Genomic DNA, 22,106 nt, shown 5'->3' on the forward strand with positions numbered 1-22,106 from the left:
GCATACGAGATGCAGAGAGGTCACGTGGGCTCGGAGATGTGTAAAAGGGACAGCTGTAGAGAATTCCCCATGTTCGATCCAGCCGACGAGCCGTTGTTTCGTCTCGATGTAGCGGGCCTGTCCGACTCGCTTGAAGTCCTGGCATTCACGGGTTGCGAAGCCATCAGCGAGCCTTTTGCGTTTGAGATCGACTTGCTGGTCGATGATCCGCATCTGGACCTTGCCGGGCTGATGTATCGTTCGGCGCGCCTGTGTTTCGGGCCTTGCGGCAATGGTGTTCACGGGCAGTTGCACAGTCTTGTCCAGCATGAACAGGGGCGCGACGCCCGGTTGTGCCGGGCGCGGCTGGGGCCTCGGTTGAGTTGTCTGGGCCTGCGCTACAGCCAGCGCATTTTCAGCGACCGCTCCGTGCCGCAGATTCTGGATCAGGTGCTCAGGGAGCACGGTATCAGTGGCACCCGGCGCCGATTTGACCTGCAAGGCGCGTATCCGCCCCGGACGTTCTGCACCCAGTACGGCGAGTCGGATCTGCAACTGGTACAGCGGTTGTGCGGGCAGGCACGCATTCACTATCACTTCGAACATGGGAACCGTGGACATTGCCTGGTGTTCGGGGACGATCCCGCCAGGCTGCCACACGCCGCGAACCTGCGATTCGATTGCGGGGATGGGGAACCGTCGCCAACAGTGCGCCGCTGGCAACTGAGCGAGCATGCCGGCCTGTACGCAGAAGGCTCGCGGCGGACACGTACGGCGCGGGGGCATTCCGATTCGCCAACCCTGCGCAGTGGTCACTGGTTGACGATTACCGGCCAGCCCCTTGCAGAAGCCAATGGGCACTGGCTGGTGAGCCGAATCGAGCATCGAGCCGATCAGTTGCTCGAACCGCCTTACAGCAACCGGATTTTTGCCGCTGACCGGTTGCCGGTGTTCCGGTCACCCATTGAACACCTGGGGGCGCGCATGCGCAGCCCGCAACGTGCCTGGGTGGTATCGGTCGAGGAGGCGCAACCGGATGCGGTGCGGCCGGTGGCCGTTCAGTTCGACTGGCTCTATCAGGGGGAAGGGGCCCGCCCCAGCCACTGCTGGCTGCCGCTGGCTCCGGCGTTGGCCGATACGCCGATGACATCATTGCAGGACGGAGCAGAGGTGGTGGTGAGCTTTCTGGAAGGCAACCCTGAACAGCCGGTGATCAGCGGTGTCTTGCAGATCCCGGCACTCACCAAAGCCATCGAGGATGACGCATCGCCGCCACTGCCCGAGCGTCTGGCGAGCGCGGGCCTGCCTCAATGGCTGAAAGCGGCCGAGCCGTTATTGTTGTTGTGCCTGATACCGGGTGGCGGCAGTTATCGCCATTGCGCGGCGTCATTGTGCAGCTGTCGATTGGTCGGCGGGCTCAAGACGAGCGACGCAAGATGAGTGTTTCGACCCCCGGACAGCGTGCGCAGTGGTTGTTGCTGGACATCGCACAGGCGCCGCAGGCAGTGCAGACGCTGCGCCAGGGTTTCGCCGGTGTGCACAGCCTGAAGCTGTTCGACGGGACGGAGTTTCAACCGGTCAGTGACCAGGGCCCGTGGCTGATCGACCTGCGTGACAGCCCGGCGCTGTCGGCGCTCTGCCACGCCGATCCGCTGACCTGGCAAGGGCTGCTGTTTGGCAGCGAGGCCTCGGCGTCGTTGTTGCGCGAACACTTGCAGCGGATGCTGACCGTGTCCGTCGGTCTGAATCACCGGGCACTGCTCAATTTCTACAATCGCCAGACCGCCAGCTACTTTTTCGATGCCTGCAATGCCCGGCAATTGAGCTGCTGGCTTGGGCCGATTGCATGGCTGCGCTGGTTCGGCGGGACCTGGGCCGATCTGGCCGGCGGCAGTCAGGGCTGGCAGCAACTGCGCAATCCGGGGCTGGCCGTGGAGCCGCTGCGTATCGAGCAAAGCCTGACCCGCCAGCAGCGTGAACGCCTGCACCGTTGCCTGCTGGATCAGCATGTCTGGCGCTGGAGTCAGGCGACAGGGAACGACTATCGGCTGATGTCTTCCTTTCAGGAGCAAGGCCTGGAACTGGGGTTCAGCGAGCAGGCGTTGCTGGACGACTGGTTGTGGCTGCGTTTGCAGCATCCACGTGCCGAACTGACGCCGCTGCCGCAAGGATTGCCCCCACGGGAACGGCTCGAACTGTTGCGTCGGCGTTGGCTCAACGACCCGTCGTGAAGCGCCGCTTCAGTGAGCGGCCCCGTTGAACCAGCCATCGGTGCGCCGCAGCCACCACGCCAGCCCTCCGAGCGTCAGGCTGCGCAGCACCATGAACAACAGGAATGAAATCCACAGGCCGTGATTGCCCAGACCTTGCAGCGCCCAGGCGACCGGCAGCAGCAGGATCACGGTCGCCAGCATGCCGTTGCGCATTTCCCGGGCGCGGGTGGCACCGATGAACAGGCCGTCGAGCAAGTAGCTCCAGACCGCGATCAACGGCAGGACGGCCAGGTAGGGCAGGTAAATGAACGCGGTCTCGCGCACGCTCTGGATGTCGGTCTGCATTTCGATGAATAAGTGGCCGGCCAACAGAAACAGTGCTGCAAAGCCCAGGCTGGCCAGCAACGACCAGCCACCGGCAACCACCAGCGACCGGCGCAGGGCCAGACGATCACGGGCGCCGATGGCGTGGCCGCACAGGGCTTCGACGGCGTGGGCCAGACCGTCCAGTGCGTGGGCGGTCAGCAGCAGGCCGTTGAGCAGCAGCGCGTTGGCCGCGACCGTGGCATCGCCGAGTCGCGCGCCCTGCACGGTGATCAGGAAAAACACCGATTGCAGGGCCAGGCTGCGGATGAAAATGTCGCGGTTGACGGCCAGCAGCGGGCGCCAGCTCTGCCAGACTTTCAGTGCGGCCCAGGCGATGTGCCCGGGATAGGCGCGCAGTGCCTTGCGGGTCATCCACAGGCCGAGCAGGGCGCCGCTCCATTCGGCGATCACCGAGGCCCGGGCCGAACCGACCACTCCCCAGTCCAGGCCGATCACGAACCACAGGTTGAGCACGATGTTGATCAGGTTGGTGCTCAACAGAATGGCCAGCGGCGCCCGGGCGTTCTGGGTGCCGAGGAACCAGCCGACCAGCGCATAACTGGCCAGCGCCGCCGGCAGCCCGAACAGCCGGGTGTGGAAGAAGTCGCGGGTCAGTTGATCCAGCTCCGCCGACGGTTGCATGAAGTGCAGCGCGACCCCGCTCAACGGTACGCCCAGGGTGCCGAGCAGCAGCGCCAGCCCCATCGCCAGCAGCAGGCCCTGAAGCAGAATCTGCCGCAAGGCCGCACCGTCGCTGCGCCCGGCGGCCTGGGCGGCGAAGCCGGTGGTGCCCATGCGCAGAAAACCCATGGCCCAGGCCAGAAAGGTGTACAGGCTGGCACCTACCGCCACCGCGCCCAGTTGATGGGCGTGGGGCAGATGCCCGATGACGGTGCTGTCGACCAACGCCACCAGCGGCACGGAAATGTTGGAGAGGATCATGGGGGCGGCGAGGGCCCAGACCCGGCGATGGGTCGGGCGGTCGCGCCAGTCGGCGATCAGGTTGGACATGCGGGCTCCTTGGGGAGCGGCATTGTAGCGGGAGGTGTCAGTGAATGATCCAGCTCAGCAGCCACAATCCCAGCAGCAACCAGATAATCCCGGCAATGATTGAGGCATTCATGAACGCGCGGATCGCCGACCACAGCAGCATCAGGCCGACGATCAGCGCGATGATGCTGATGATCGACGTGTCCATGCCCAGCGCCTTCGACAGCCCGTCGACAAAGTTGCCGCCGGCGTTGCCCAGCAGATTGAACAGGCCGCTGAGGCCATCGACGATGAAGCGGATGATCGAGCCGAGCGCCTGGCCCAGCCATTCGAAAAAGCTTTCTACCTGCATGTCTGTTTCCTGATGAAAGAGCTGAGCCTTGGGCCGCAGCGGGTGCGGTCGAGTTCCCTGCAAGCATAGAGGGTTTTAACGGGCGACTGGCGCTTGCCTTCGCGCAGCTTCCCCCCGAAGCTATACGCCTTCAGGAGAGCCCGATGAACCTTGTTGATCTGACCGAACGCCTGCACGCCATTCGCGACCGCAATGACTGGCGGCAATTTCACAGCCCGAAAAACCTGGCCATGGCCGCCAGCGTGGAAATGTCCGAACTGGTGGAAATCTTCCAGTGGCTGACCGAAGACCAGTCCCGCGAACTGCCGGCGGACAAACTCGCCCACGCCGGGCAGGAAGTCGGCGACATCGTTCTCTATCTGTTGCTGCTGTGCAGCGAACTGGGGCTGGACATGAATGAAGTGGTGCGCAGCAAACTCGCCGACAGCGAACGGCGGTTCAGCTGATGAGCGACCGTCATTTCGATCAGTTGGCGACCCGTTTCGCCGAAAAAATCTACGGCGGTGCCAAAGGCGCGATCCGCCTGGCGGTGCTGCAAGCCGACCTCGCCGAAACCCTGCCGGATCGTCCGTTGCGGGTGCTGGACATCGGTGGCGGCCTGGGCCACATGTCGCTGTGGCTGGCCGAGCGCGGGCACGAGGTGACCTTCACCGAGCCGGCCGAGCCGATGCTTGAAGGCGCACGCCAGCGCTTTGCCGACGCCGGGCAAACCGCGACGTTCATTCAGGCGCCCTGGCAGGAACTGCTCGGCCAGCTCACCGAGCCCTACGATCTGGTGCTGTGCCATGCGGTGCTGGAATGGCTGGCCGAACCGCACGCGATCCTGCCGGTGCTGCACCAGTTGACCAAGCCCGGCGGCTGGTTGTCGCTGGCGTTCTACAACCGCGATGCGCTGATTTACCGGAACCTGCTCAAAGGCCATTTCAAGAAAATGCGCAAGAACGACATGGCCGGTGAAAAGCAGAGCCTGACGCCGCAACAGCCGCTCGACCCACGGGAACTGGCAACGCAACTCGCCGGGTTGTGGCAGGTCGAAACTCAGAGCGGGGTGCGGGTTTTCCACGATTACATGCCGGTGGAATTCCAGGCCCGCGCCGAGTTGATTGATTTGCTCGAGATGGAACTCGCCCACCGTCGTCACCCAAGCTTCGCCGGGCTTGGGCGCTACTTGCACTGGATCTGCCGGCCGATCTGATCGGAGCAAGATATGAAAGGTCATTCAGGGTTACTGCTGATCTGTCTGGGGTTGGCCGCCTGCCAGGGCAGCAACCCTTACGTGGCGCAGTCGCGGCCGTTGCCGCCGGCGCCACCACAAGCGGCAACCACCTTCGACCGCAGCGCTTATCCCGCGCCCCCTCGTGATTACGGGCGCTATCGCAGCTGGGCGTGGCTCAACGGTCAGCTGCCGCCGGGCACAGCCTGGGCGGACTCGGCGCAAGTGGCAGAAGCCGTCAGCAGTGCGCTGGATCAGCGCGGTCTGCGCCCGTTGCATGACAATCGCCCGGCCGACCTGCTGGTCAGTGCCAACCTGAGCCTGGAAACCCGCCTGCGTCAGGTGCAGGACGATTACGGTTACTACGGCGGCGGATACGGTGGTTATGACCGTTACGGCCGCGGTTACGGGATGTACAACACGGTGCCGATCGTTCGTACCTATCAGGAACAGGTCGTGGTGGTGCGGGTCGATCTGTTCGACGCCGGCAGTGGTCAGCCGGTCTGGAGCGCCAGCGCCGAAACCGGCACTCAAGGCAAGCAAAGTGATCGCACCGACGCGATTCGCGAGGCTGTCGAAAAGGCCATGTCGGCGTATCCTCCCAGTTAGCTTCCTGCAATTGAGAAGCTCCCTCAGGTTCATGTCTTCCACCGGAGAAAAACCATGTTCCGCCGTCTCGCTTTACTGGCCGTGGCCGCACTGCTCAGTGCCTGCGCCGCCAACCAGGTCAATCATGACTTCGACGCCAGCCGCGACTTTGCCGCGTACCGCAGCTGGAGCTGGAAAGACCCCGCCCTGCAATACCGCCCAGACGATCCACGGATCAAGAGCGACCTGACTGAACAACGCATTCGGCAAGCCGTCGCCGATCAACTGGATCAGCGTGGTCTGCGCCCGGCCGCCTCGGGCGCCCGAGGCGATCTGTTTGTGCAGACTTACCTGATCGTCGAGGACCGGCAGCAACAGGTGACCACCAACTACGGCGGCGGTTGGGGTGGCCCGTGGAACGGTTATTGGGGCGCACCGATGTACAACGAAACCCGCAACATCACCTACAAGGTGGCGACCATCCAGGTCGATCTGCTCGACGGCAAGGACGGCAAACTGGTGTGGCGCGGCAGCGACGAGCAAATGCTCAGCCGCACGCCGAACCCGGCGGATCGCAGCAATGCCATCCGCGAGACGGTGGCGCGGATCCTGTCGAATTACCCTCCGCGCTGAGCCTGCGCAAACAAAACGGGAGTCCATGGCTCCCGTTTTTTATGGGCGGGTGAAACTGGCGCGTTGCCAGCAGTGTCGGTGCAGCGCGTCTACACTCAAATCCACCAATGGAGGTTGCGCCCGGCAGTGCGCCGGCAAAGGAGTGCGCCATGTCGCGTCATCCGCAATGCGGCGGGCCAGCCCGGCAGCGGGGGGCGATCGGCCTGATGGCGGCCGCCACCCTCAGCCTGGCGCTGGTGTTGATGCTGCTGGTGGTGGATACCGGCCGTCTGTATATGGAACAACGCAAACTGCAGCGCCTGGTGGACACCGCCGCCCTGGAAGCCGTCAGCCGTGGCGGCAATTGCCTGCCAGGCCTCACCGCTGCCAGTTACGCGGGGCAAAGCGCGACGCGCAACGGGTTTGTCGCCGATGCCACCAACGTCCTTGTGATCGATTGCGGAAAGTTGGCGACAGCCGCTACCGGCCTGCGCACATTTACGGTGGACGCGACACAATCGGAGGCGGTCAAGGTTGCGGCCAACCGTACCGTCACCACCAGTTTTGCCGGCGGCGTGCAGGCGTTGTTCAGTGGCACACCGGTCAGTCTCAACACCGTGCTTTATGCTTCGGCGGTGGCGGCAAAACCCAAGCCGACCGTCGCTCAGTTGAACATCCGCAGTAACCTGGCAAGCATCAACACCGCGCAATCGAACATCCTCAACCCGCTGTTTTCCGGGCTGCTTGGCGGTAACGTCAACCTGACGGCCGTGGGGTGGAATGGCTTGCTCAACACCGATATCAACCTGCTCAGTTATCTGAACCAACTGGCGATCAACCTCAACGTCGCCGCCGGCAATTACACCCAGTTGCTCAATACCCAGGCCACGGTGACCCAACTGATCCAGGCCGCGATTACGGCGGTGCAGCTCAATGGCGCCACCGCTGAAGTGATTACCGCGCTGGGCCAGCTGCAAGTGGCGGCGATCAATGCCGCACCGGTAAAACTCGGCGACATCCTGCAATTGCAGACCGGCACCACGGCCGCCGGGCTGGATGCCAATCTGCAGTTGCTGCAACTGGTCCAGGGCGTGATTCAACTGGCCAACAGCAAGAGTGCGGTGGCCGCGACGCTGCCGATCAGCGTGCTGGGGCTGGCGAATGTCACGGTGCGGGTCAAGGTCATCGAGCCGCCACAGTTTTCCGCCATCGGAGATCCGGCGCTGGCCAGGGCCAACCCCACCGGGCCGAACCGGATTTATGTGCGCACTGCGCAGATTCGCACGCTGCTTTCGGTAAATCTGCCGGTACTGTCCGGGGTAACCGGGTTGGCCAATGCGGTACTCGGACTGGTTGGCACGCTGACACCGACGCTCAATGCGCTGTTGAGCCTCAATCTGGTCGCTACACTGAATTCGGTCGGCTGCCTGCTCGGCGCCGGTTGTGAACAACTGGACCCGAAGCTGCTGCCCTCGCCGCAGATCGACATCAGCCTGGATGCCGGCGGCGCCATCAGTTATGTCACCGATTACAGTTGCCCGACTGACAACACCGGCACCAAAAGCCTGACGGCCCGCACCATCACCTCGGTTGCCGATCTCAAGGTGGGCAAGATCGATCCGACCAACGCCTTTTCATCTGCCGCCCAACCCACCGTCACACCGTTGCCGCTGGTGGATCTGGGCACGGTGACCTGCCACAAGATTCTGGGGATCGGCAGCTGTGACCCGAGCACTCACGTGCCATACGGCGCCGGCGGCATCGCGATCATGGTCAACACCAGCGTGGCGCAGAACACCCAGAACCTGGTGTTTTCCAGCACCACACCATTCGCCACACCGCCCAACCTGAAACTGCCGCCGAGCGTGATTGCCGCCGCGCCCTCAAGCAACATCGTCAACAGCCTGGCAAGCACCCTCGCCGGGATCAATCTGATCGTCTACAAACCCCAGGGCAGCAACCCGCTGGGGGCGATTGTCACAGGCGTCGCCAGCCTGATCAGCGATGTTACGACGATCCTGCAACCGGTGATCACCGACCTGGTGAGTCCGTTGCTGGATCCGTTGCTGAACAATTTGCTCAAGGGGCTGGGGATCAATCTGATGGATGTCGACGTCGGCGCCAACATGACCTGCGGCCAGACCGGCAAGGCGTATCTGGTGATCTAGTCGTCGGGGGCGATCGGCAGTTCGATGCAGAACCGTGCACCGTCCGCCGAGTTGCGCACGCTCAAGTGGCCGCCCATGTTCTCGATGATCCCGTAACTCACCGACAACCCAAGGCCGGTACCGACGCCTATCGGTTTGGTGGTGAAGAACGGTTCGAAAATCCGCTCCAGCAGACGCGGGTCGATACCGCCGCCGTTGTCCTCGACCCACAGTCGCACCTTCTGCTCGTCGCGCTCGGCGTAGATCGCAATCCACGGCTTGAACGTTGGGTCGCACTCGCGTTTGCCCAGCAGCGCATCCCGGGCGTTGACCATCAGGTTGATCAGCACCTGTTCAAGCTGATCGACGTACCCGCGTACCTGAACCTCGAACGCGGTCTCGCTGATGCGCAAATCCACGCCTTTGCCGCGCATGCCTTCGGCCAGCAGTGACAACGTGCCTTCGATGGCGCTGGCCGGGTTGAACAGCTGCTGCTCGATCTCGGAGCGGCGACCGAACACCCGCATGTGATCCACCACTTTGGCGGCGCGCTGCACCTGAGCGTCGATGCGATTGAGTTTGTCGGTCAGGTAATCGATCTGCACATCGCCGTTGCTCAGGCGCTTCTGCACGTTGACGATGGCCATGCGCATGACGTTCAGCGGCTGATTGATTTCGTGGGCCAGACCGGTGGCCATTTCGCCAAGGGTGGCCATTTTTGCGCTTTGCGTGAGTTGCTGCTGGGAGCGGCGCACTTCGGTGTTGTCGCGGCCAACGGCTTGGACTTCGATCAGTTTGCCGTGCTCATCGAACACGCCGCGATCCGACCACACCCACCACGCATGTTCGCGCCCCGGCAATTGCAGATTGATTTCGGCGGTGCTGACGGGAGATTGCGGAGTCAACTGCGCCAGGCGCTCAACGAAGGCCGCGCGCTGAACCTCGGACATCCAGCTGCCCAGGTCGACCCCGGCCAGGTCTTCGGGAGCGCATTCCAGATAGGTCGCCAGCGGCCGGTTGCCGAACGTCAGGATCAGGTCCGGGCGATAGCGGCAGATCATCGCCGGCGAGTCCTCGACCAGAATCCGGTAGCGTTCTTCACTCTGCTTGACCTGCTCGGCGGCCAGCGTCGCTTCGGTGACATCCAGCCACAAGCCGACAGCCTCCACCGGCAGCCCGAGGTCATTGCGCAACAGCCGGGCTTCGTCAAGCAGCCAGTGATAGTCGCCGCGACTGTCGCGCATCCGATAGCGGGCGCGCACCGAGCCTTCGCGCAGCAGTTGCCGGGTGCGTTCGAAATACAGGGTGCGGTCATCCGGGTGAATCCGCTCTGCCAGCGCACTGGCATCGCAGTCTTCCAGGCTCCAGCCCAGCAGCGGTTGCAGGCTGGCGCTGAAAAACGCCGGCAGCAGGGCGCCTTCGACGTAGTGCTGGACGTAAATCACCGCTGGTGAACTGGCGATCAGGTTGTCCAGCCGCGCATGGGCGGCGGCGGCCAGTTGCTGCTGGTTCTTGATGTCGCTGATGTCGAGCATGAAACCCACCAGACGCCGATGCTCGCCGGTGCCGGTGACTTGCCCCTGAAGGCGATACCACGCCGGCGTCTGGCTCGTGTCGCGAGCATGCAGGCGCACGCACAGGTCGAGGATTTCCCCGTGCATTTGCAATGCTTGCAGGCGGCTGCGGACCTCTTCGCGATCGGCGGGATGGATCAGTGTCAGCCAGGTGTCGAGCGTCAGCGTCGAGCTGTCCTGTTGCAGAGTGGCGGCCAGCGTCGGGGCCAGTTGAATCTGCTCGCTCGTGCTGATTTCCCACCATCCGGTGCCGAGCAGCGACTGCAATGACTCCAGCCGTTCCAGCTGCAGTTGATGCTGTTGTTCGCGCAAGCGACCGAGCAGGGGGCCGGCCAGTGCGCCCGCCAGCATCAGCCAGTCGCGGTCGGTCAGGTACGGCGCGGTCTTGTCCACCGCGTAAAAACCGCAGAGCAGCCACGCCATCACGCCTCGATCATCGCTGTAAGGTACGGCGAAGCCTTCGGCATTGCCGAACAGGCCCTGGACCCGCGAGTGTTCGTACTGGCCGTAATGTTCACCCAGGCGTTGCGGGCCGGTGCCATTGAGGCTGTCGAGCGGCGTGCCCAGACGCTGGCCGTCATGCCACAGCGCCGGGGCGTCATGGGCGTGGAATTGCTGATGGATCTGCCAGCCCTGTTCCTGTTCATCGAGCAGGGCAAGTGCCAGGCACGGGATCTGCCAGCGCTGGGCGATCACCTGCAATTGTTCGCTGACGAGCATCGGCAATCGTCCCAGGCTGCAGCTTCGCAACTGCTTGCTGATCTGCTCGGCGATCATGTGGCACGCCTCGCGCTGATGCGCTTGCTGGCGTTCGGACAACAGGTCGGCGATGTCGATCAGTTGCAGCAGCCAGCCATTGCCCAGCGGCTGGACCCAGCCGCGCAGTTGCAAGGTCTGCTCGCCGAGGCCGTGGAAGTCCAGATCCAGCAGGTGGCCTTGCCAGTCCTGCGGCCGACCCTCGATGGCCAGCGTGCTGTGCGCCAGCAGGTAGTCGCGCAACGGCAATGGTTTGTCACGGGGCGTCTGTTGCGTCAGCAGCAGGCGTAACGGGCCAGCCATTTGCAATACGCCGCCTTCGCTGTCGAGGTGGATGTGCAGGCCCGTCAGCGGGGTGCCGAGTGCGTCTGGCAAGTCGCTGGCGACCATGCCCCGCTTGAGCAGGCGGCCGAGCAGGTTGTCACCCGGGGTCAAAATTTCAGGCTCGAAATGGCGGTCAGGTTGGTGGGCAGGCTGGGGACCGCGCCGATGCCCGGCAACACCAGAAACGGAATGACCAGATTGAGTTTGCTCACCGGGTAATTGACGCTGACGGTGAGCGTGCCCGCCGTCGGGTCATAGACCGTTGACGTATCAGTGCCGACCACCACATTCAGAGAAGGCAGCGTTGACGACAATTGTTGGCTCAGCGCGGCATTGGCGGTGCTGACCACCACGGTTGAATAGTTGGGAATTGTCGGGTCAACCGCCACGGCGCGGCGTATGGCTTCGGCTGTGGCCTGGTTGAACGTCTGCATCAGCACGAACGGCAGGGCATAGCTGACCAGACCGTAAAACACCGCGAAAAAGATCACGAACACCAGGGCGAACTCGATCGCCACCGCACCTTTTTGCGCCTTCCGAGAGCCGGTTTTCATCCGTGCGTCTACCCTGACAGTCACTGCGTAGTATCAGCATAGAATCATTCAGCAAAAACGGACGGTTTTTACCGCATGCAGAGCCTTGTCCTTCTGATCTGGTTGACGGCTTGCGCGGCCCAGGACGCCCGGCAACGAAGGATTGCCAACGTCCTGACGCTGGGTGTCGGGACCCTTGCGCTGGTCTATCTGCTGTCTTTCGGTACCACCTGGATGGGCGCCGAAGCCGGGCAGGGAGGCTGGGCTTGTGTCGTGGCCCTGGCATTCACGTTGCCCGGGTATTTTCTGGGCCGAATGGGCGCCGGTGATGTGAAACTAATGACAGCTCTTGGTCTTGCGACGGACGGCGTCTCGCTGCTCGGGATTTTTATCGGTGCGGGTGCGGCGAGCCTGATCTGGATTCTGCTTGCGCCAAGAGTCTGGCTGCATATGAGTCAAGGGCTTAGGCATCAACTTCGATGTATGGCGCCATCCATGTCAAAAAAGCTGCCATTTGCGCCGTTCGTGCTGATCGGATTTGTGCTTGCACTACCTTGGATCCATTAGTCGCCAAGCGCCACTAGTCTTATGTACATAGTCGGAAAGTGGGTCTACCTTCAAAGTAACGAGTTATACAGCCAGTGGCTGACAGTACAGGAATGGTCAGCTTTGGCCCGGGCATGGAGCAGCACGTGAACAAGCTTACATCTGCGGTAAAAGTCATCGTTGTCGATGATCAGCCTCTGATCGTCGAAGAACTCTGTGAATTTCTCGAGAGCAGCGGCTACCGTTGTGTTCCGTGCGAGTCCAGCAAGGAGGCGATCGAGCGTTTTACGGCTGACACCGCGATCGGACTGGTGCTGTGCGATCTGCACATGCCGGACATGGATGGCATTCAACTGGTGCAGGAACTGCAACGGCTGGCCGGCAAACACCGGGCGTTCGAAGCCATCATGCTCACCGGTCGGGCGGACAAGCAGGACGTGATCAAGGCCCTGCGCGCCGGGATTGCCGACTATTACCAGAAACCGGTCAATCTGGATGAACTGCTCGAAGGCCTGCAACGCCAGGAAGCGGTGTTGCAGGAACGGCAGAAAACCCTGCAACTTGGCCATCTGAATCAAAAGCTTCAGGACCTGTCGTCGTCCATCGATGATCTCTATCAGGATCTGGACAAGGTGCGTCGCGGCCCGGCTCCTGTCAGTGACGAAGCCACCCGTGGGGCCGGTGAACTGGAGATTCCCGAGATCTTCAATCAGCTGTCGCCACGGCAACTGGACGTGGCGCGCCTGGTGGGCAAGGGTCAAACCAATTATCAGATTGCCTGTGAGCTGGGCATTACCGAAAACACTGTGAAGCTCTACGTTTCGCAAGTGTTGCGTCTGACTCACATGCACAACCGCACGCAACTGGCGTTGGCCTTGTCGCCGAGTGCGGCGGCTCTGCGGCAGCGAGTTACGGCGCACTGATTGATGTCCCCGGCGGCCCTTGGGTCGACCGGGGCAGTCGCCAAGGCGTCTTCCTCGAATCAGTTTTTTGTCTCGATTTTGCCCCCGGCATCCGGGTCATAGAAGTCGGGGATTTCGTACTGGTACTTCTTCAGCCAGCGCTGCATCGCCAGCTCACGCTCGGTGGCCGTGGCCGCCTGCGGATCGGGGGACGCGGCCTTGTTGCGGCTTTGCAGCAACAGCCAGCCTTCGGTTTCCTGCTGCTGGGCCGAGGCCGGGCCGGCGTCGATGGCCAGCGCGCCGAGCGGCAGACTCAGCAGGCTCAGGCAGCACAGCGTTTTTAACGTGTTCATGGCACCTCCTTGAGGCTCACTTGATCGTCGCCGGTTGCGCGTCAGCCGCCACCGCGACCTGATTGCCAGCGACGGGTCTGGCCTTGACCGGCGACTTGAGTTTCTCCGCGCGTTCCTGGGCATCGGTGAACTGCTCCGGGGTCAGGTGCGCGCGGCTGACCACTTCCGCGGCCTGCTGCCAGTTGTTCTGATAGAGCAACAGGGTGACCAGATTCAGCGTCGCCAATTGATTGTTCTGCTTCAACTCGATGGCCGTCAGAAACTCGAAACGAGCGTCTTCGAGCCGCAGCTGATTGAGGTACACCACGCCCAGATCGTTGCGGATGTTTTCATTGGTCGGCGCCAGCCGCGCCGCCCGTTGCAGGTGGGCCTGTGCCTGTCCGTTGTCGCCACGGGCGGCATACAGCTGGCCCAGGCCATGTTCGGCGTCGGCGTTCAGGCACGTGCCGAGCAGGCTGCGATACAGCGGCTCGGCTTCGCTGCGCCCCAGCAGGCGATAGACCTTGGCCTTGCGCAGTCGCACTTCGACGAGGTTGTCGGGCAGGCCCTGCAGGTTGGCCAGGCTGGCGTGCAGCTTGCCGTCGTTGACCAGGTCATCGGCCAGGTTCAGCGACAGCTCCTGTTCGGAACTCAACTTGCTGCAACTGGCCGGCGCCAGCATCGTCGTCCACGGCGCCTGACCGTCCGTTGCGCAGCCGCCGAGCAGCAACAGACTTGCCACGACCATCAGTGCTTTCATCCATCGCTCTCCATCGCCATTGTCATTCTCAGGACGCAAACGCCCGGGTGATTGCGGTAAAACCGGGGCCCGCCAAAACGATCAGCAAGGCCGGAAACAGCAGCAGCATCATGACCACCGACATCTTTGCCGACATCTTCGAGATGTATTCCTGCAAGCGTGTCAGGCGTCGGTCATCCAGCAGTTGCTTGAGCGCCAGCAGCGATTTCATCGCACCGCCGCCCTGTTGAATCAGTTGTTGCAGGATCACGCAGGTGTCGGTGAACTCATCCACCGCCAGCATCACGGCCGCTTTGTTCAGCTCTTGCCCGAGTTCCAGGCCCGAGTCGACACGGGCCAGAATCAGGCGCAGTTCGCTGGTCAGCTCCGGCAGTAGTTTTTGCCCTTCGGTGCTGAGCACGCGCAGGGCCTGCTCGACGGCCATGCCGGACTCGAACAGGATCCGCAGCAGCGGAATGAACGTCGACACTTCCACCGAAATGATTTTCTGCCGACGGGCAGCGGCATACGCCAACAGACGTTTGGGCAGCAGATAGCCGACGCCGGTGGCGATCATCGGCACCAGCCAGCCGTTGGGTGCGAGGGGGAAAAATACTTCCTTCAGAAACAGCCCCAGCCCCAGTGTCAGCAGCGGCGTGCCGATCTGGCAGGCGGCAAACAACGAGCGCTCACTGGCGCGGCGCCAGCCGAGACGGCTGAGCAGGGTCTGGGTTTCGCTGTCGATGCTCACCGAGCGCTGGCCGAACCGGCTGCTGCCGAGCGCCCGTAACCAGTTGCCGAAACGGTTCTCGCGCACCAGATGTCCGTGCAGACGCTGGTTGACCTGACGCACCCGACGCCGCTCGGTCAGCAGGTGATTGCCGACCAGCAACAGCGCCCCGAGCAACAGCATGAGACTGGCCAGCATCAGCATGTCAGACACTCCTCAACATGCGCCACAGCGCCAGGCAACCGGAGACCTGCAACACCACCGCAACGATCAACATGGTCCGACCGCCCGAGTCGTTCCACATGCCGAGCATGTAGCCGGGATTGGTCAGCATGAAGTAGCTGACCAGAATCACCGGCAGCGATCCGAGTACCCACGCGGTCATCCGGGTTTCGCCGGTCAGGGCGCGCAGTTGGCGGGCACCTTGGTCGCGCTCGCGAATCAGTTTGATCAGGTTCTCCAGCAACTCGCTGGCGTTGCCGCCGTAGCGATGGTTGACCTTCAGGCCCAGGGCGAACATGCGCAGTTCGTCCTGCTCGTAGAGCTCGGCAAAATCACTGACCGCATCCGGCAGGTTCACCCCCAACTGCACGTTGCGCTGCACCCGGCCCATTGCGGTTTTCAACGGATCCTCACTGGTTTCGATGCCGCCCATCACTGCATCGGTCAGGGTCCGGCCGGACTTGAGACTGCGCACGGTGTGGTCGAGCAACTGTGGCAACTGTTCGATCATCCGATTGAGCCGGCGACGATATCGCCACGCGATGTACAACCGCAAAATCAGCGGCGGCGCCAGTATCAGCACCAGCAGACCGATCCAGTCGGCCAGCAGGTAACCCAGCATCATGGCCACGACCCACAACGACAGCCAAAGCCCAAAGTGCTCGTTCGGCCGGCCGAGGCCGGCGCGCAGGAACATCCGCTCCAGCCCGGTCCACGAGGATTTTTCGGCGGCTGCTTGCGGCTGCCCGGCGGCGAGGCGAGAGAGCACTCGCTCGTTGGCAGTCTTGCGCACGCCCTGCAGGAACAGTCGAATCGACAGCCCCAGCAACAGCAGGCAGAGGACGATCAGGATCACCGGTCCGATCATGACGAAGGCTCCATGCGCTCAGCCCAGACTCGACTCGTGCCGCAACTTGTCGCCGGCCGGGTTGACCGCTTCGCGCAGGAAGCCGAAACCGGTGCGTCGATCCAGACGGAACAAGGTGTTGGTGACGTACACGTCTTCACGCACGCCGACTACTTCCACCACTTCACTGACACAGCGGCGGCCGTCGGGCATGCGGGTCAACTGAATGATTACGTCGAGTGCCGCGCAGATCATCTGCCGCAGGGTGCGTTCGGCCACCGTGCGCCCGGTCAGGCCGACCAGGGTTTCCAGCCGCAGCAGTGCATCCTGGGCGTTGTTGGCGTGTACCGTGCTCATTGAACCGTCGTGACCGGTGTTCATCGCCGTGAGCACATCGAGCACTTCGACGCCACGGATCTCGCCGAGAATGATCCGGTCCGGACGCATCCGCAGGGCGTTGCGGATCAGGTCGCTGGCCTTGACCTCGCCATGGCCCTCGGCATTGGGCGGGCGAGTTTCCAGACGCACCACGTGGGGATGGCCGAGTTGCAGCTCGGCGACGTCTTCGATGGTCACCAATCGTTCGTGGGGGTTGATCAATTGGCTGAGGATATTCAGCAGCGTGGTCTTGCCGGTGCCCGTGCCGCCGCTGATCAGGATGTTGCAGCGCTTGCCCACGGCCTCCTGGAAGCACTCGAAAATCGGCAGGTCGATGGTCTGCATCGCGATCAGGTCGTTGCTCTTGAGCATGTCCTTGCGGAATTTCCGAATCGACAGGCACGGGCCGTCGAGGGCGATCGGGGGGATGATCGCGTTGACCCGGCTGCCGTCCGGCAGACGTGCATCGACCATCGGCGAAGACTCGTCCAGCCGCCGACCGAGTGGCGCGAGAATGCGCTGCATGACCCGTTCGACGTGGTGCGCATCGATGAAGCGCAGGTCACTCTGATGCAGTACGCCTTCGCGCTCGACGAACACCCGGTGCGGGCCATTGACCAGAATTTCGGTTACGGCGGTGTCGCGCAGCAGCACTTCCAGCGGGCCGAATCCGGTCAGTTCATCGACGATTTCTTCCGCCAGCCGCTCCATCTCGTAGCGCGAAATCGCCAGATGCAGACGGGCGATGTATTCGGCGACCTTGTCGGTGACGAATTGCGCCAGCAACTGCCGCGAACCTTCCAGCAGGTTTTTTCCGGACTCCTCGATGGCATCGATGATGTAGCGATGCAGGACCAGTTTCAGACCTTCGTGGTCAGTGTTGCCCGACTGGCCCCGCGCCGGTGCACCGAAGAGTTTTTCCGGGCTCATGAGGTGCCTCGCAACCGGTCGAACCAGGTGACCTTGGGTTTGGCCAAGCCTTCGGAGCGTTTGGCCAGCCGTTCGCCGAGCACCCGCAGGCTCTGGGTGAGTTTCTCCCGGGGTGCCAGTTCAAACAGGCTGACGCCCTGGTTCTTGGCATTCATGCGCAGCTCCGGACTCAAGGCCAGCACCGCGATCACTTCCAGGTTGAAGGTCTTGCCGAGGGTGTCCGCATCCGGCGCGACGTTGCTCAAATAGCGATCGACCAGCAGCCGCCCGTGGTCGAGCTTCATGCCTTTTTCCCGCCACAGATTGAACACCGCCAGGTTGCGCCGGCAATCGAGAACATTCTGGTCGGTGTACCAGATCAGCTTGTCGCAATGGCTGACAAAGGTGCGCAGGGCTTCGCTGTCGGGCTGGCCGGTGAGGTTCACGACAATGTGCTGGAAGTGCTGGCGCAACGCGCTGAGCAACATGAACAGCTCGGCGGCACTGGTGCTCTCCAGCGGTTCGTCATTGTCGGCGTACGCCAGAATCCGCAGCCCCGCTTCGGTGCTGGTGAATGCACTGTCGATCAGTGTGGCGTCGAGCCTGCGCAGGTGGCGCAAGGCATCGCCGAAGTGGAACGAACTCTCCAGCCCCAGCAACGCCAGGCTGTCGCCACGGGGAAGACCGAGATCCAGCAGCAGCGTCTGCTGCCCGCTCTTTTGCACCACCAGCGCCATATGGTTAGCCAGTAACGCGCCGTCGGAACTGCTCTGCACCCCGTACAGAACCGTCAGGCCACCCAGTTGCGTGTTGTGGGGCGCTGGCGGCAGACGCTTGCTCAAGCGGCGCACCAGCCCGGCCACTTCGCTGGAGCGCGAACCATAGGCGACGAAATCCCTTGCCCCGGCGCGCATCGCGTTGAGTACCAACTGGTTGTCCATGCCGTCGCCGAGGGCAACGATCGCCAGCATCGGCTTGGCCTCCAGCGCGCCCTCGATCAGCGCGCTCTGGGCCACCACGTGTTCGCGGTCGAGGCCGACGAACACCAGACTGGCGAAGGTGACGTCCACCAGAGCGAGCAATTCGTCGAGACTGCCGCCACCGGCACTGACCACCTGGCCCAGCGGTGCAAGCGCGCTTTGCAGCCATTCCAGATCGGTGCTGTTGCGGGTGATGGCGAGGAAGGTCTGACTCAGGCTCTGGCTCATTGGGACAACCCGCTGCGCTTGTCGAAGTTACCGTTTTCCAGGAAGAACATGCGGTAGAAATTCGGGTCGTAGTTGCGCAGTTTTTCACCCGGCAACGACGGCAGTTGCGCCTCCGCCGAGAGCGGGCGCACCAGATGCGGGGTGACGATCATCAGCAGCTCGCGCTCTTCGCGCTTGATCTGCGAGCTTTTGAAAAAGGCCCCGAGCACCGGGATATCGCCCAGCCCGGGAAACTTGTCGACCTGGGAACTGTTACTGGTACTGATCAAACCGCTGATGACAAAACTCTCACCATCGGCGAGGGAAATGCTGGTGTCGGTGCGGCGAATGGTCAGGGCGGGCACCGTGGTGCCGGCGATGTTCACCGCGTTGCTGAAATCCAGTTCGCTGACTTCCGGCGCCACCTTCAGGGCGATGCGATCGTGGCTGATGATGGTGGGCGTCAGGGTAAGGCGGATGCCGAATTCCTTGTATTCGATCGATACGTTGTCACTGCCGGAACTGGGCACCGGTATCGGAATCTGCCCGCCTGCGAGGAAGCTTGCGCTTTGCCCATTGAGAGCCACCAGGCTTGGCCGCGCCAGGGTGTAGGCGAACCCACTGCCTTCCAGGGCATTGATGATCGCCATGGTCTTGCCGCCGATCCACGAGAAGTTGAACAGCGAGTTGTCCACCGGCAATCGCGGTTGCGGAACGCCGTCGATGGGCGGCAGGGTACCGGGGGAACCGAACAGGAAATTACCGCGGGTGCCGATCAGCGAAGCCGAGGCCTGCTTGAGCTTGGTGCGGCTGACTTCGACGAAACGAATGTCGGTCTGCACCTGCGAGGGCAACAGCGCATCATCCGACGGCAGCGCACTGGTGTTGGTGAGGGCCGAGGTGGCGGCGCCCTTGACGAACACCATGCTCTGGCGCGGCTCTCTGGAGCAGCCGGTCCAGACCATGAGACTGGTCGCGCCCGGCGCCACGGCGGTCAGAAGGAACGAGGAATTGCCATTGGCATGCACGTCGGCGATTTTCGGATCGCCGATGGCCAGGCGTGTGATCGCCACCGGTGACTGCATGTCCTGTTGCCAGCCTTCGTTGATTTCGATCACCGGCGGCAAGCGTCCGAGGGCCGCGCAGTTGCCGGTGGCCGCGTGCGCAGCATTGATTGAAAGTCCCATCAGCAGCAAGGCCCGGAGCACGGGATTGAAGGTCGGCCAGGAACGACTCTGCATGCACTTGGATCCTTGCTCAGTCATGGGTTTTGTTGGTTGGTCTGATTGCCGCGAATCACTTCCACTGCGGGTCGTGCCGCCACAGCTTGGTCGCCGCTCGACGACGCTTTCGGCGTTGTCCCCAGCGCCAGCTGCGTGAACTGGAAGAGTTGACTGTTGGCGGCGACCAGTTTTTCCGGTGCCTGACTTTCGCCGGCCCAATACTTGGCCAGGCGCTGTTCCTCACTGCTGCGTACGGCCAGGCGCAACGTCCCGACCTGGGTGGCGAGCATCATTCGACTCAACAATTGTTCAGGCACCGCCAGCACCACGGTGCGCGCGGTAAGCCGGCGCTGGTCCTGTTTGATCTTGTCGTCGGCACTCAACGCAGGGGCGGACGGTTGGCCGTCATTGGTCAGGCCGTATTGCTCGCCGACACCGAGCACGCGCATGGCTGGCACAACGATCTGCGCCGACTGCTGCGGATTGGCGGCGTCCTGGCGCAGGAACAACAACACGTCGACGTAATCCCCGGGGATCAACTGCCCGGCTGCGCCGATCACTTCATCGACCGACACGGCCAGCGCGCGCTCGTCTTTATGGATCATGCGCGCCAGTGTGCCGCCGGCCTCGAAGCTTTCTTCGTTGAGCCAGGTGCCGGCGCTCAGGTGGCGCCACGGAGTGCGGCCCACGGCCTGTTCGATTGTGCCGAGGCTGCCGGCAGGGGCGCTGAGCAGTTTTTCAACGGCCAGGTCGGCGGCAGCAAGAGGGGTGAATGGCGGGACGTCACGCACCAGCACCACGACAGGTTGACGGGTCTGGTCTTCGGCGGCAGCGACGGTTGTTTCGACGGTGACCACCGTCGGCGCGGGAGCCTCGGCCACCGGAGCGGGTTGGCGGCTGAGCACCAGGCCCCAATATCCGACAACGATGGCGCCCAGTAAAAGCAACGCTGCAAGGCCCATGGTCACACGACTGTTCATGACGGCTCTCCCTTTCCTGCTGCACTACCAGCCCGCACTTCCTACCAAGGGAACATCGCAATCAGGCAGCTATGAACATCCAACTATTTCGCTATTTCCACGCTAGCTGAAACAAGCCAAAACGCCATTTCTGACAGGCAAATAACCCACGAAAGTATGGGTGTTGGCCAATTAGCAGTCGAAAAGCAGGGGATGACGAAGCGATTAATCCTTTGTGATTAATCCGTTCTTACAGTTGTTGGGAGGGGGTTTGTTGACAATGCTCAAATGGCACGGTGGAACCTTGCCGCTGTAGCGTGACATCGGCGCCAAAGGCGCGAAGGAGTTGACGTATGTTTCGTATGAGTCTCGACTATCTGGCGGCCAAAGTGCGGCTGTTCCTCAACAGTGAAGAAGGTGCTTCGGCGATCGAGTACGCGATTGTGGTGGCGATGGTGGCGGTGGTGGTCGTAGTGTTCGTGACCCCGATCGGCGCCAAGGTTCTGAACATCTTCAACTCCGTTCTGGTTTCACTCGGTGGTACTGCGGTCACTCGCCCCGTACCTTGATCGCGTTCATCCCGTTGACCTTCGAATCCTGCCTGCAGGTTTTCCGTTCCGCGTCCCGGACCGGAGAATCGCAGGCGACTCTGGATGCGGCAGTCTGAGTGCCCCGGCACGAAGGAGAACCTCCATGCTATTTGAATACTTGCTGTTGCGCGCCCGCCGGTTTTTGCACAGCAGCGAAGGGGCGTCAGCCATCGAATATGCAATTGTGGTGGCGATGGTAGCAGTGGTGGTCGTGGTGTTCGTGACGCCGGTCGGCGCGAAGGTACTGGCCATCTTCAACAACATTCTAGTAGCGCTGGGCGGTACGGCCCAGACTGCACCGGTACAGACACCCTGACTCGATGGCTCGCCAATCTCGCACTACACTCGGTTCCACCATCAGTTTCTCAGGGATTGTCCAATGACTGCTTCTTCACAGCCCCGCCAACAGTTGCTTCTGGTTGACGACGAAGAGGACGCGTTGCTGGAGCTGGCGGAGTTGCTGGAGGGCGAAGGCTTCGCCTGTCATACCGCGACGTCGGTCAAACTCGCCCTGCATCACCTGACCCGCCATCCTGATATCGCCCTGGTGATCACCGATCTGCGCATGCCGGAGGAAAGCGGCATGTCGCTGATCAAGCGCCTGCGCGAACACACCTCGCGCCAGCATCTGCCGGTGATCGTGACGTCGGGGCATGCGGACATGGAGGATGTCAGCGACATGCTGCGGTTGCAGGTGCTGGACCTGTTCCGCAAGCCGATCTATCACGTGCGGCTGCTGGAGACCCTGGACAATCTGTTTCCCAAGCCAAAGGTCAATGTCTCCTGAGTGCTCACGCAGCTTCTACTTCGAATACGCCGATCTTGAAATTGACGCCATCCCTTTGACATTTTGATGGTGTCGAAATGATGGCTCGTGTACATTCCCCGCGCCCAA

The 22,106-nt window shown here is 62.4% G+C and carries 24 protein-coding genes; 12 read left to right on the forward strand and 12 right to left on the reverse strand.

The features are described 5' to 3' along the window. The first annotated feature begins 69 nt into the window (after window positions 1–69). Both L6D82_RS27765 and L6D82_RS27770 read left to right on the forward strand, forming a co-directional pair. The gene (locus L6D82_RS27765; RefSeq protein ID WP_134023480.1) at window positions 70–1,419 is read left to right on the forward strand and encodes a type VI secretion system Vgr family protein; all 1,350 of its coding nucleotides are present in this window, start codon (window positions 70–72) and stop codon (window positions 1,417–1,419) included. Continuing rightward, a complete protein-coding gene (locus L6D82_RS27770; RefSeq protein ID WP_236192074.1) occupies window positions 1,416–2,210 on the forward strand; it encodes a DUF4123 domain-containing protein in 795 nt (264 codons plus the stop codon). The genes L6D82_RS27765 and L6D82_RS27770 overlap by 4 nt, the downstream gene beginning before the upstream one ends. A gap of 9 nt (window positions 2,211–2,219) precedes the next feature. Here the strand turns inward: L6D82_RS27770 and L6D82_RS27775 are convergent, their stop codons facing one another. After that, a complete protein-coding gene (locus L6D82_RS27775; protein ID WP_102718484.1) occupies window positions 2,220–3,569 on the reverse strand; it encodes an MATE family efflux transporter in 1,350 nt (449 codons plus the stop codon). Between the two features lie 37 nt (window positions 3,570–3,606). Continuing rightward, complete coding sequence (locus L6D82_RS27780) at window positions 3,607–3,900, reverse strand: hypothetical protein (protein WP_007951010.1); 294 nt, start codon at window positions 3,898–3,900, stop codon at window positions 3,607–3,609. A 143-nt stretch (window positions 3,901–4,043) separates the two neighbouring features. On the opposite strand from L6D82_RS27780, the gene L6D82_RS27785 reads away from it, so the two are divergent. From L6D82_RS27785 to L6D82_RS27805, 5 genes are all read left to right on the forward strand, one after another. Further along, complete coding sequence (locus L6D82_RS27785; protein WP_236192075.1) at window positions 4,044–4,346, forward strand: MazG-like family protein; 303 nt, start codon at window positions 4,044–4,046, stop codon at window positions 4,344–4,346. Then, complete coding sequence (locus L6D82_RS27790; RefSeq protein ID WP_134023486.1) at window positions 4,346–5,095, forward strand: methyltransferase; 750 nt, start codon at window positions 4,346–4,348, stop codon at window positions 5,093–5,095. The genes L6D82_RS27785 and L6D82_RS27790 overlap by 1 nt, the downstream gene beginning before the upstream one ends. A gap of 12 nt (window positions 5,096–5,107) precedes the next feature. Next, the gene (locus L6D82_RS27795) at window positions 5,108–5,722 is read left to right on the forward strand and encodes a DUF4136 domain-containing protein (RefSeq protein WP_085748621.1); all 615 of its coding nucleotides are present in this window, start codon (window positions 5,108–5,110) and stop codon (window positions 5,720–5,722) included. 54 nt (window positions 5,723–5,776) lie between these two features. Further along, the gene (locus tag L6D82_RS27800; protein WP_007951006.1) at window positions 5,777–6,334 is read left to right on the forward strand and encodes a DUF4136 domain-containing protein; all 558 of its coding nucleotides are present in this window, start codon (window positions 5,777–5,779) and stop codon (window positions 6,332–6,334) included. A gap of 149 nt (window positions 6,335–6,483) precedes the next feature. After that, window positions 6,484–8,481, forward strand: a complete 1,998-nt coding sequence (locus tag L6D82_RS27805; RefSeq protein WP_236192076.1) for a pilus assembly protein TadG-related protein — start codon at window positions 6,484–6,486, stop codon at window positions 8,479–8,481. On the opposite strand, the gene L6D82_RS27810 is transcribed toward L6D82_RS27805, so the two are convergent. Further along, a complete protein-coding gene (locus L6D82_RS27810; protein WP_102688521.1) occupies window positions 8,478–11,225 on the reverse strand; it encodes a PAS domain-containing sensor histidine kinase in 2,748 nt (915 codons plus the stop codon). The genes L6D82_RS27805 and L6D82_RS27810 overlap by 4 nt on opposite strands. Continuing rightward, on the reverse strand, window positions 11,222–11,668 hold the full coding sequence (locus tag L6D82_RS27815) for a TadE/TadG family type IV pilus assembly protein (protein ID WP_236192077.1): 447 nt from the start codon (window positions 11,666–11,668) through the stop codon (window positions 11,222–11,224). Before L6D82_RS27815 ends, L6D82_RS27810 begins: the two co-directional genes overlap by 4 nt. A gap of 75 nt (window positions 11,669–11,743) precedes the next feature. On the opposite strand from L6D82_RS27815, the gene L6D82_RS27820 reads away from it, so the two are divergent. Beyond that, window positions 11,744–12,214 (forward strand): A24 family peptidase, encoded by a 471-nt coding sequence (locus tag L6D82_RS27820; protein ID WP_085748617.1) that lies wholly within the window; start codon window positions 11,744–11,746, stop codon window positions 12,212–12,214. Between the two features lie 125 nt (window positions 12,215–12,339). Further along, a complete protein-coding gene (locus L6D82_RS27825) occupies window positions 12,340–13,116 on the forward strand; it encodes a response regulator transcription factor (protein WP_085748627.1) in 777 nt (258 codons plus the stop codon). A gap of 59 nt (window positions 13,117–13,175) precedes the next feature. On the opposite strand, the gene L6D82_RS27830 is transcribed toward L6D82_RS27825, so the two are convergent. The 8 genes from L6D82_RS27830 to cpaB are packed head-to-tail and all read right to left on the reverse strand — an operon-like array spanning window position 13,176 to window position 20,642. After that, the gene (locus L6D82_RS27830) at window positions 13,176–13,448 is read right to left on the reverse strand and encodes a DUF3613 domain-containing protein (protein ID WP_085748616.1); all 273 of its coding nucleotides are present in this window, start codon (window positions 13,446–13,448) and stop codon (window positions 13,176–13,178) included. A 16-nt stretch (window positions 13,449–13,464) separates the two neighbouring features. Continuing rightward, window positions 13,465–14,187: a tetratricopeptide repeat protein gene (locus tag L6D82_RS27835; protein ID WP_085748615.1), complete on the reverse strand. Its 723-nt coding sequence runs from the start codon at window positions 14,185–14,187 to the stop codon at window positions 13,465–13,467. A gap of 28 nt (window positions 14,188–14,215) precedes the next feature. Further along, window positions 14,216–15,100 (reverse strand): type II secretion system F family protein, encoded by an 885-nt coding sequence (locus tag L6D82_RS27840; RefSeq protein WP_236192078.1) that lies wholly within the window; start codon window positions 15,098–15,100, stop codon window positions 14,216–14,218. Window position 15,101: 1 nt separating this feature from the next. Beyond that, on the reverse strand, window positions 15,102–15,986 hold the full coding sequence (locus L6D82_RS27845) for a type II secretion system F family protein (protein ID WP_085748613.1): 885 nt from the start codon (window positions 15,984–15,986) through the stop codon (window positions 15,102–15,104). A gap of 18 nt (window positions 15,987–16,004) precedes the next feature. Then, window positions 16,005–17,273 (reverse strand): TadA family conjugal transfer-associated ATPase, encoded by a 1,269-nt coding sequence (locus L6D82_RS27850; protein ID WP_236192079.1) that lies wholly within the window; start codon window positions 17,271–17,273, stop codon window positions 16,005–16,007. After that, the gene (locus tag L6D82_RS27855; protein WP_085748611.1) at window positions 17,270–18,460 is read right to left on the reverse strand and encodes a CpaE/TadZ family protein; all 1,191 of its coding nucleotides are present in this window, start codon (window positions 18,458–18,460) and stop codon (window positions 17,270–17,272) included. The genes L6D82_RS27850 and L6D82_RS27855 overlap by 4 nt, the downstream gene beginning before the upstream one ends. After that, complete coding sequence (locus L6D82_RS27860; protein WP_085748610.1) at window positions 18,457–19,680, reverse strand: type II and III secretion system protein family protein; 1,224 nt, start codon at window positions 19,678–19,680, stop codon at window positions 18,457–18,459. Before L6D82_RS27860 ends, L6D82_RS27855 begins: the two co-directional genes overlap by 4 nt. Before the next feature lie 20 nt (window positions 19,681–19,700). Then, window positions 19,701–20,642, reverse strand: a complete 942-nt coding sequence (gene cpaB / locus L6D82_RS27865) for a Flp pilus assembly protein CpaB (protein WP_085748609.1) — start codon at window positions 20,640–20,642, stop codon at window positions 19,701–19,703. A gap of 332 nt (window positions 20,643–20,974) precedes the next feature. Here cpaB and L6D82_RS27870 point away from each other — a divergent pair, with 332 nt between their 5' ends. The 3 genes from L6D82_RS27870 (at window position 20,975) to L6D82_RS27880 (ending at window position 21,998) form a co-directional block, all read left to right on the forward strand. Beyond that, complete coding sequence (locus L6D82_RS27870; RefSeq protein ID WP_102688516.1) at window positions 20,975–21,190, forward strand: Flp family type IVb pilin; 216 nt, start codon at window positions 20,975–20,977, stop codon at window positions 21,188–21,190. Between the two features lie 124 nt (window positions 21,191–21,314). Then, a complete protein-coding gene (locus tag L6D82_RS27875) occupies window positions 21,315–21,527 on the forward strand; it encodes a Flp family type IVb pilin (RefSeq protein ID WP_085748608.1) in 213 nt (70 codons plus the stop codon). Between the two features lie 63 nt (window positions 21,528–21,590). Beyond that, complete coding sequence (locus L6D82_RS27880; protein ID WP_134023504.1) at window positions 21,591–21,998, forward strand: response regulator; 408 nt, start codon at window positions 21,591–21,593, stop codon at window positions 21,996–21,998. The last annotated feature ends 108 nt before the right edge of the window (window positions 21,999–22,106 follow it).

Origin of the sequence: Pseudomonas paraglycinae, from assembly GCF_021601625.1 — a bacterium.
Taxonomy (GTDB): Bacteria; Pseudomonadota; Gammaproteobacteria; order Pseudomonadales; family Pseudomonadaceae; genus Aquipseudomonas; species Aquipseudomonas paraglycinae.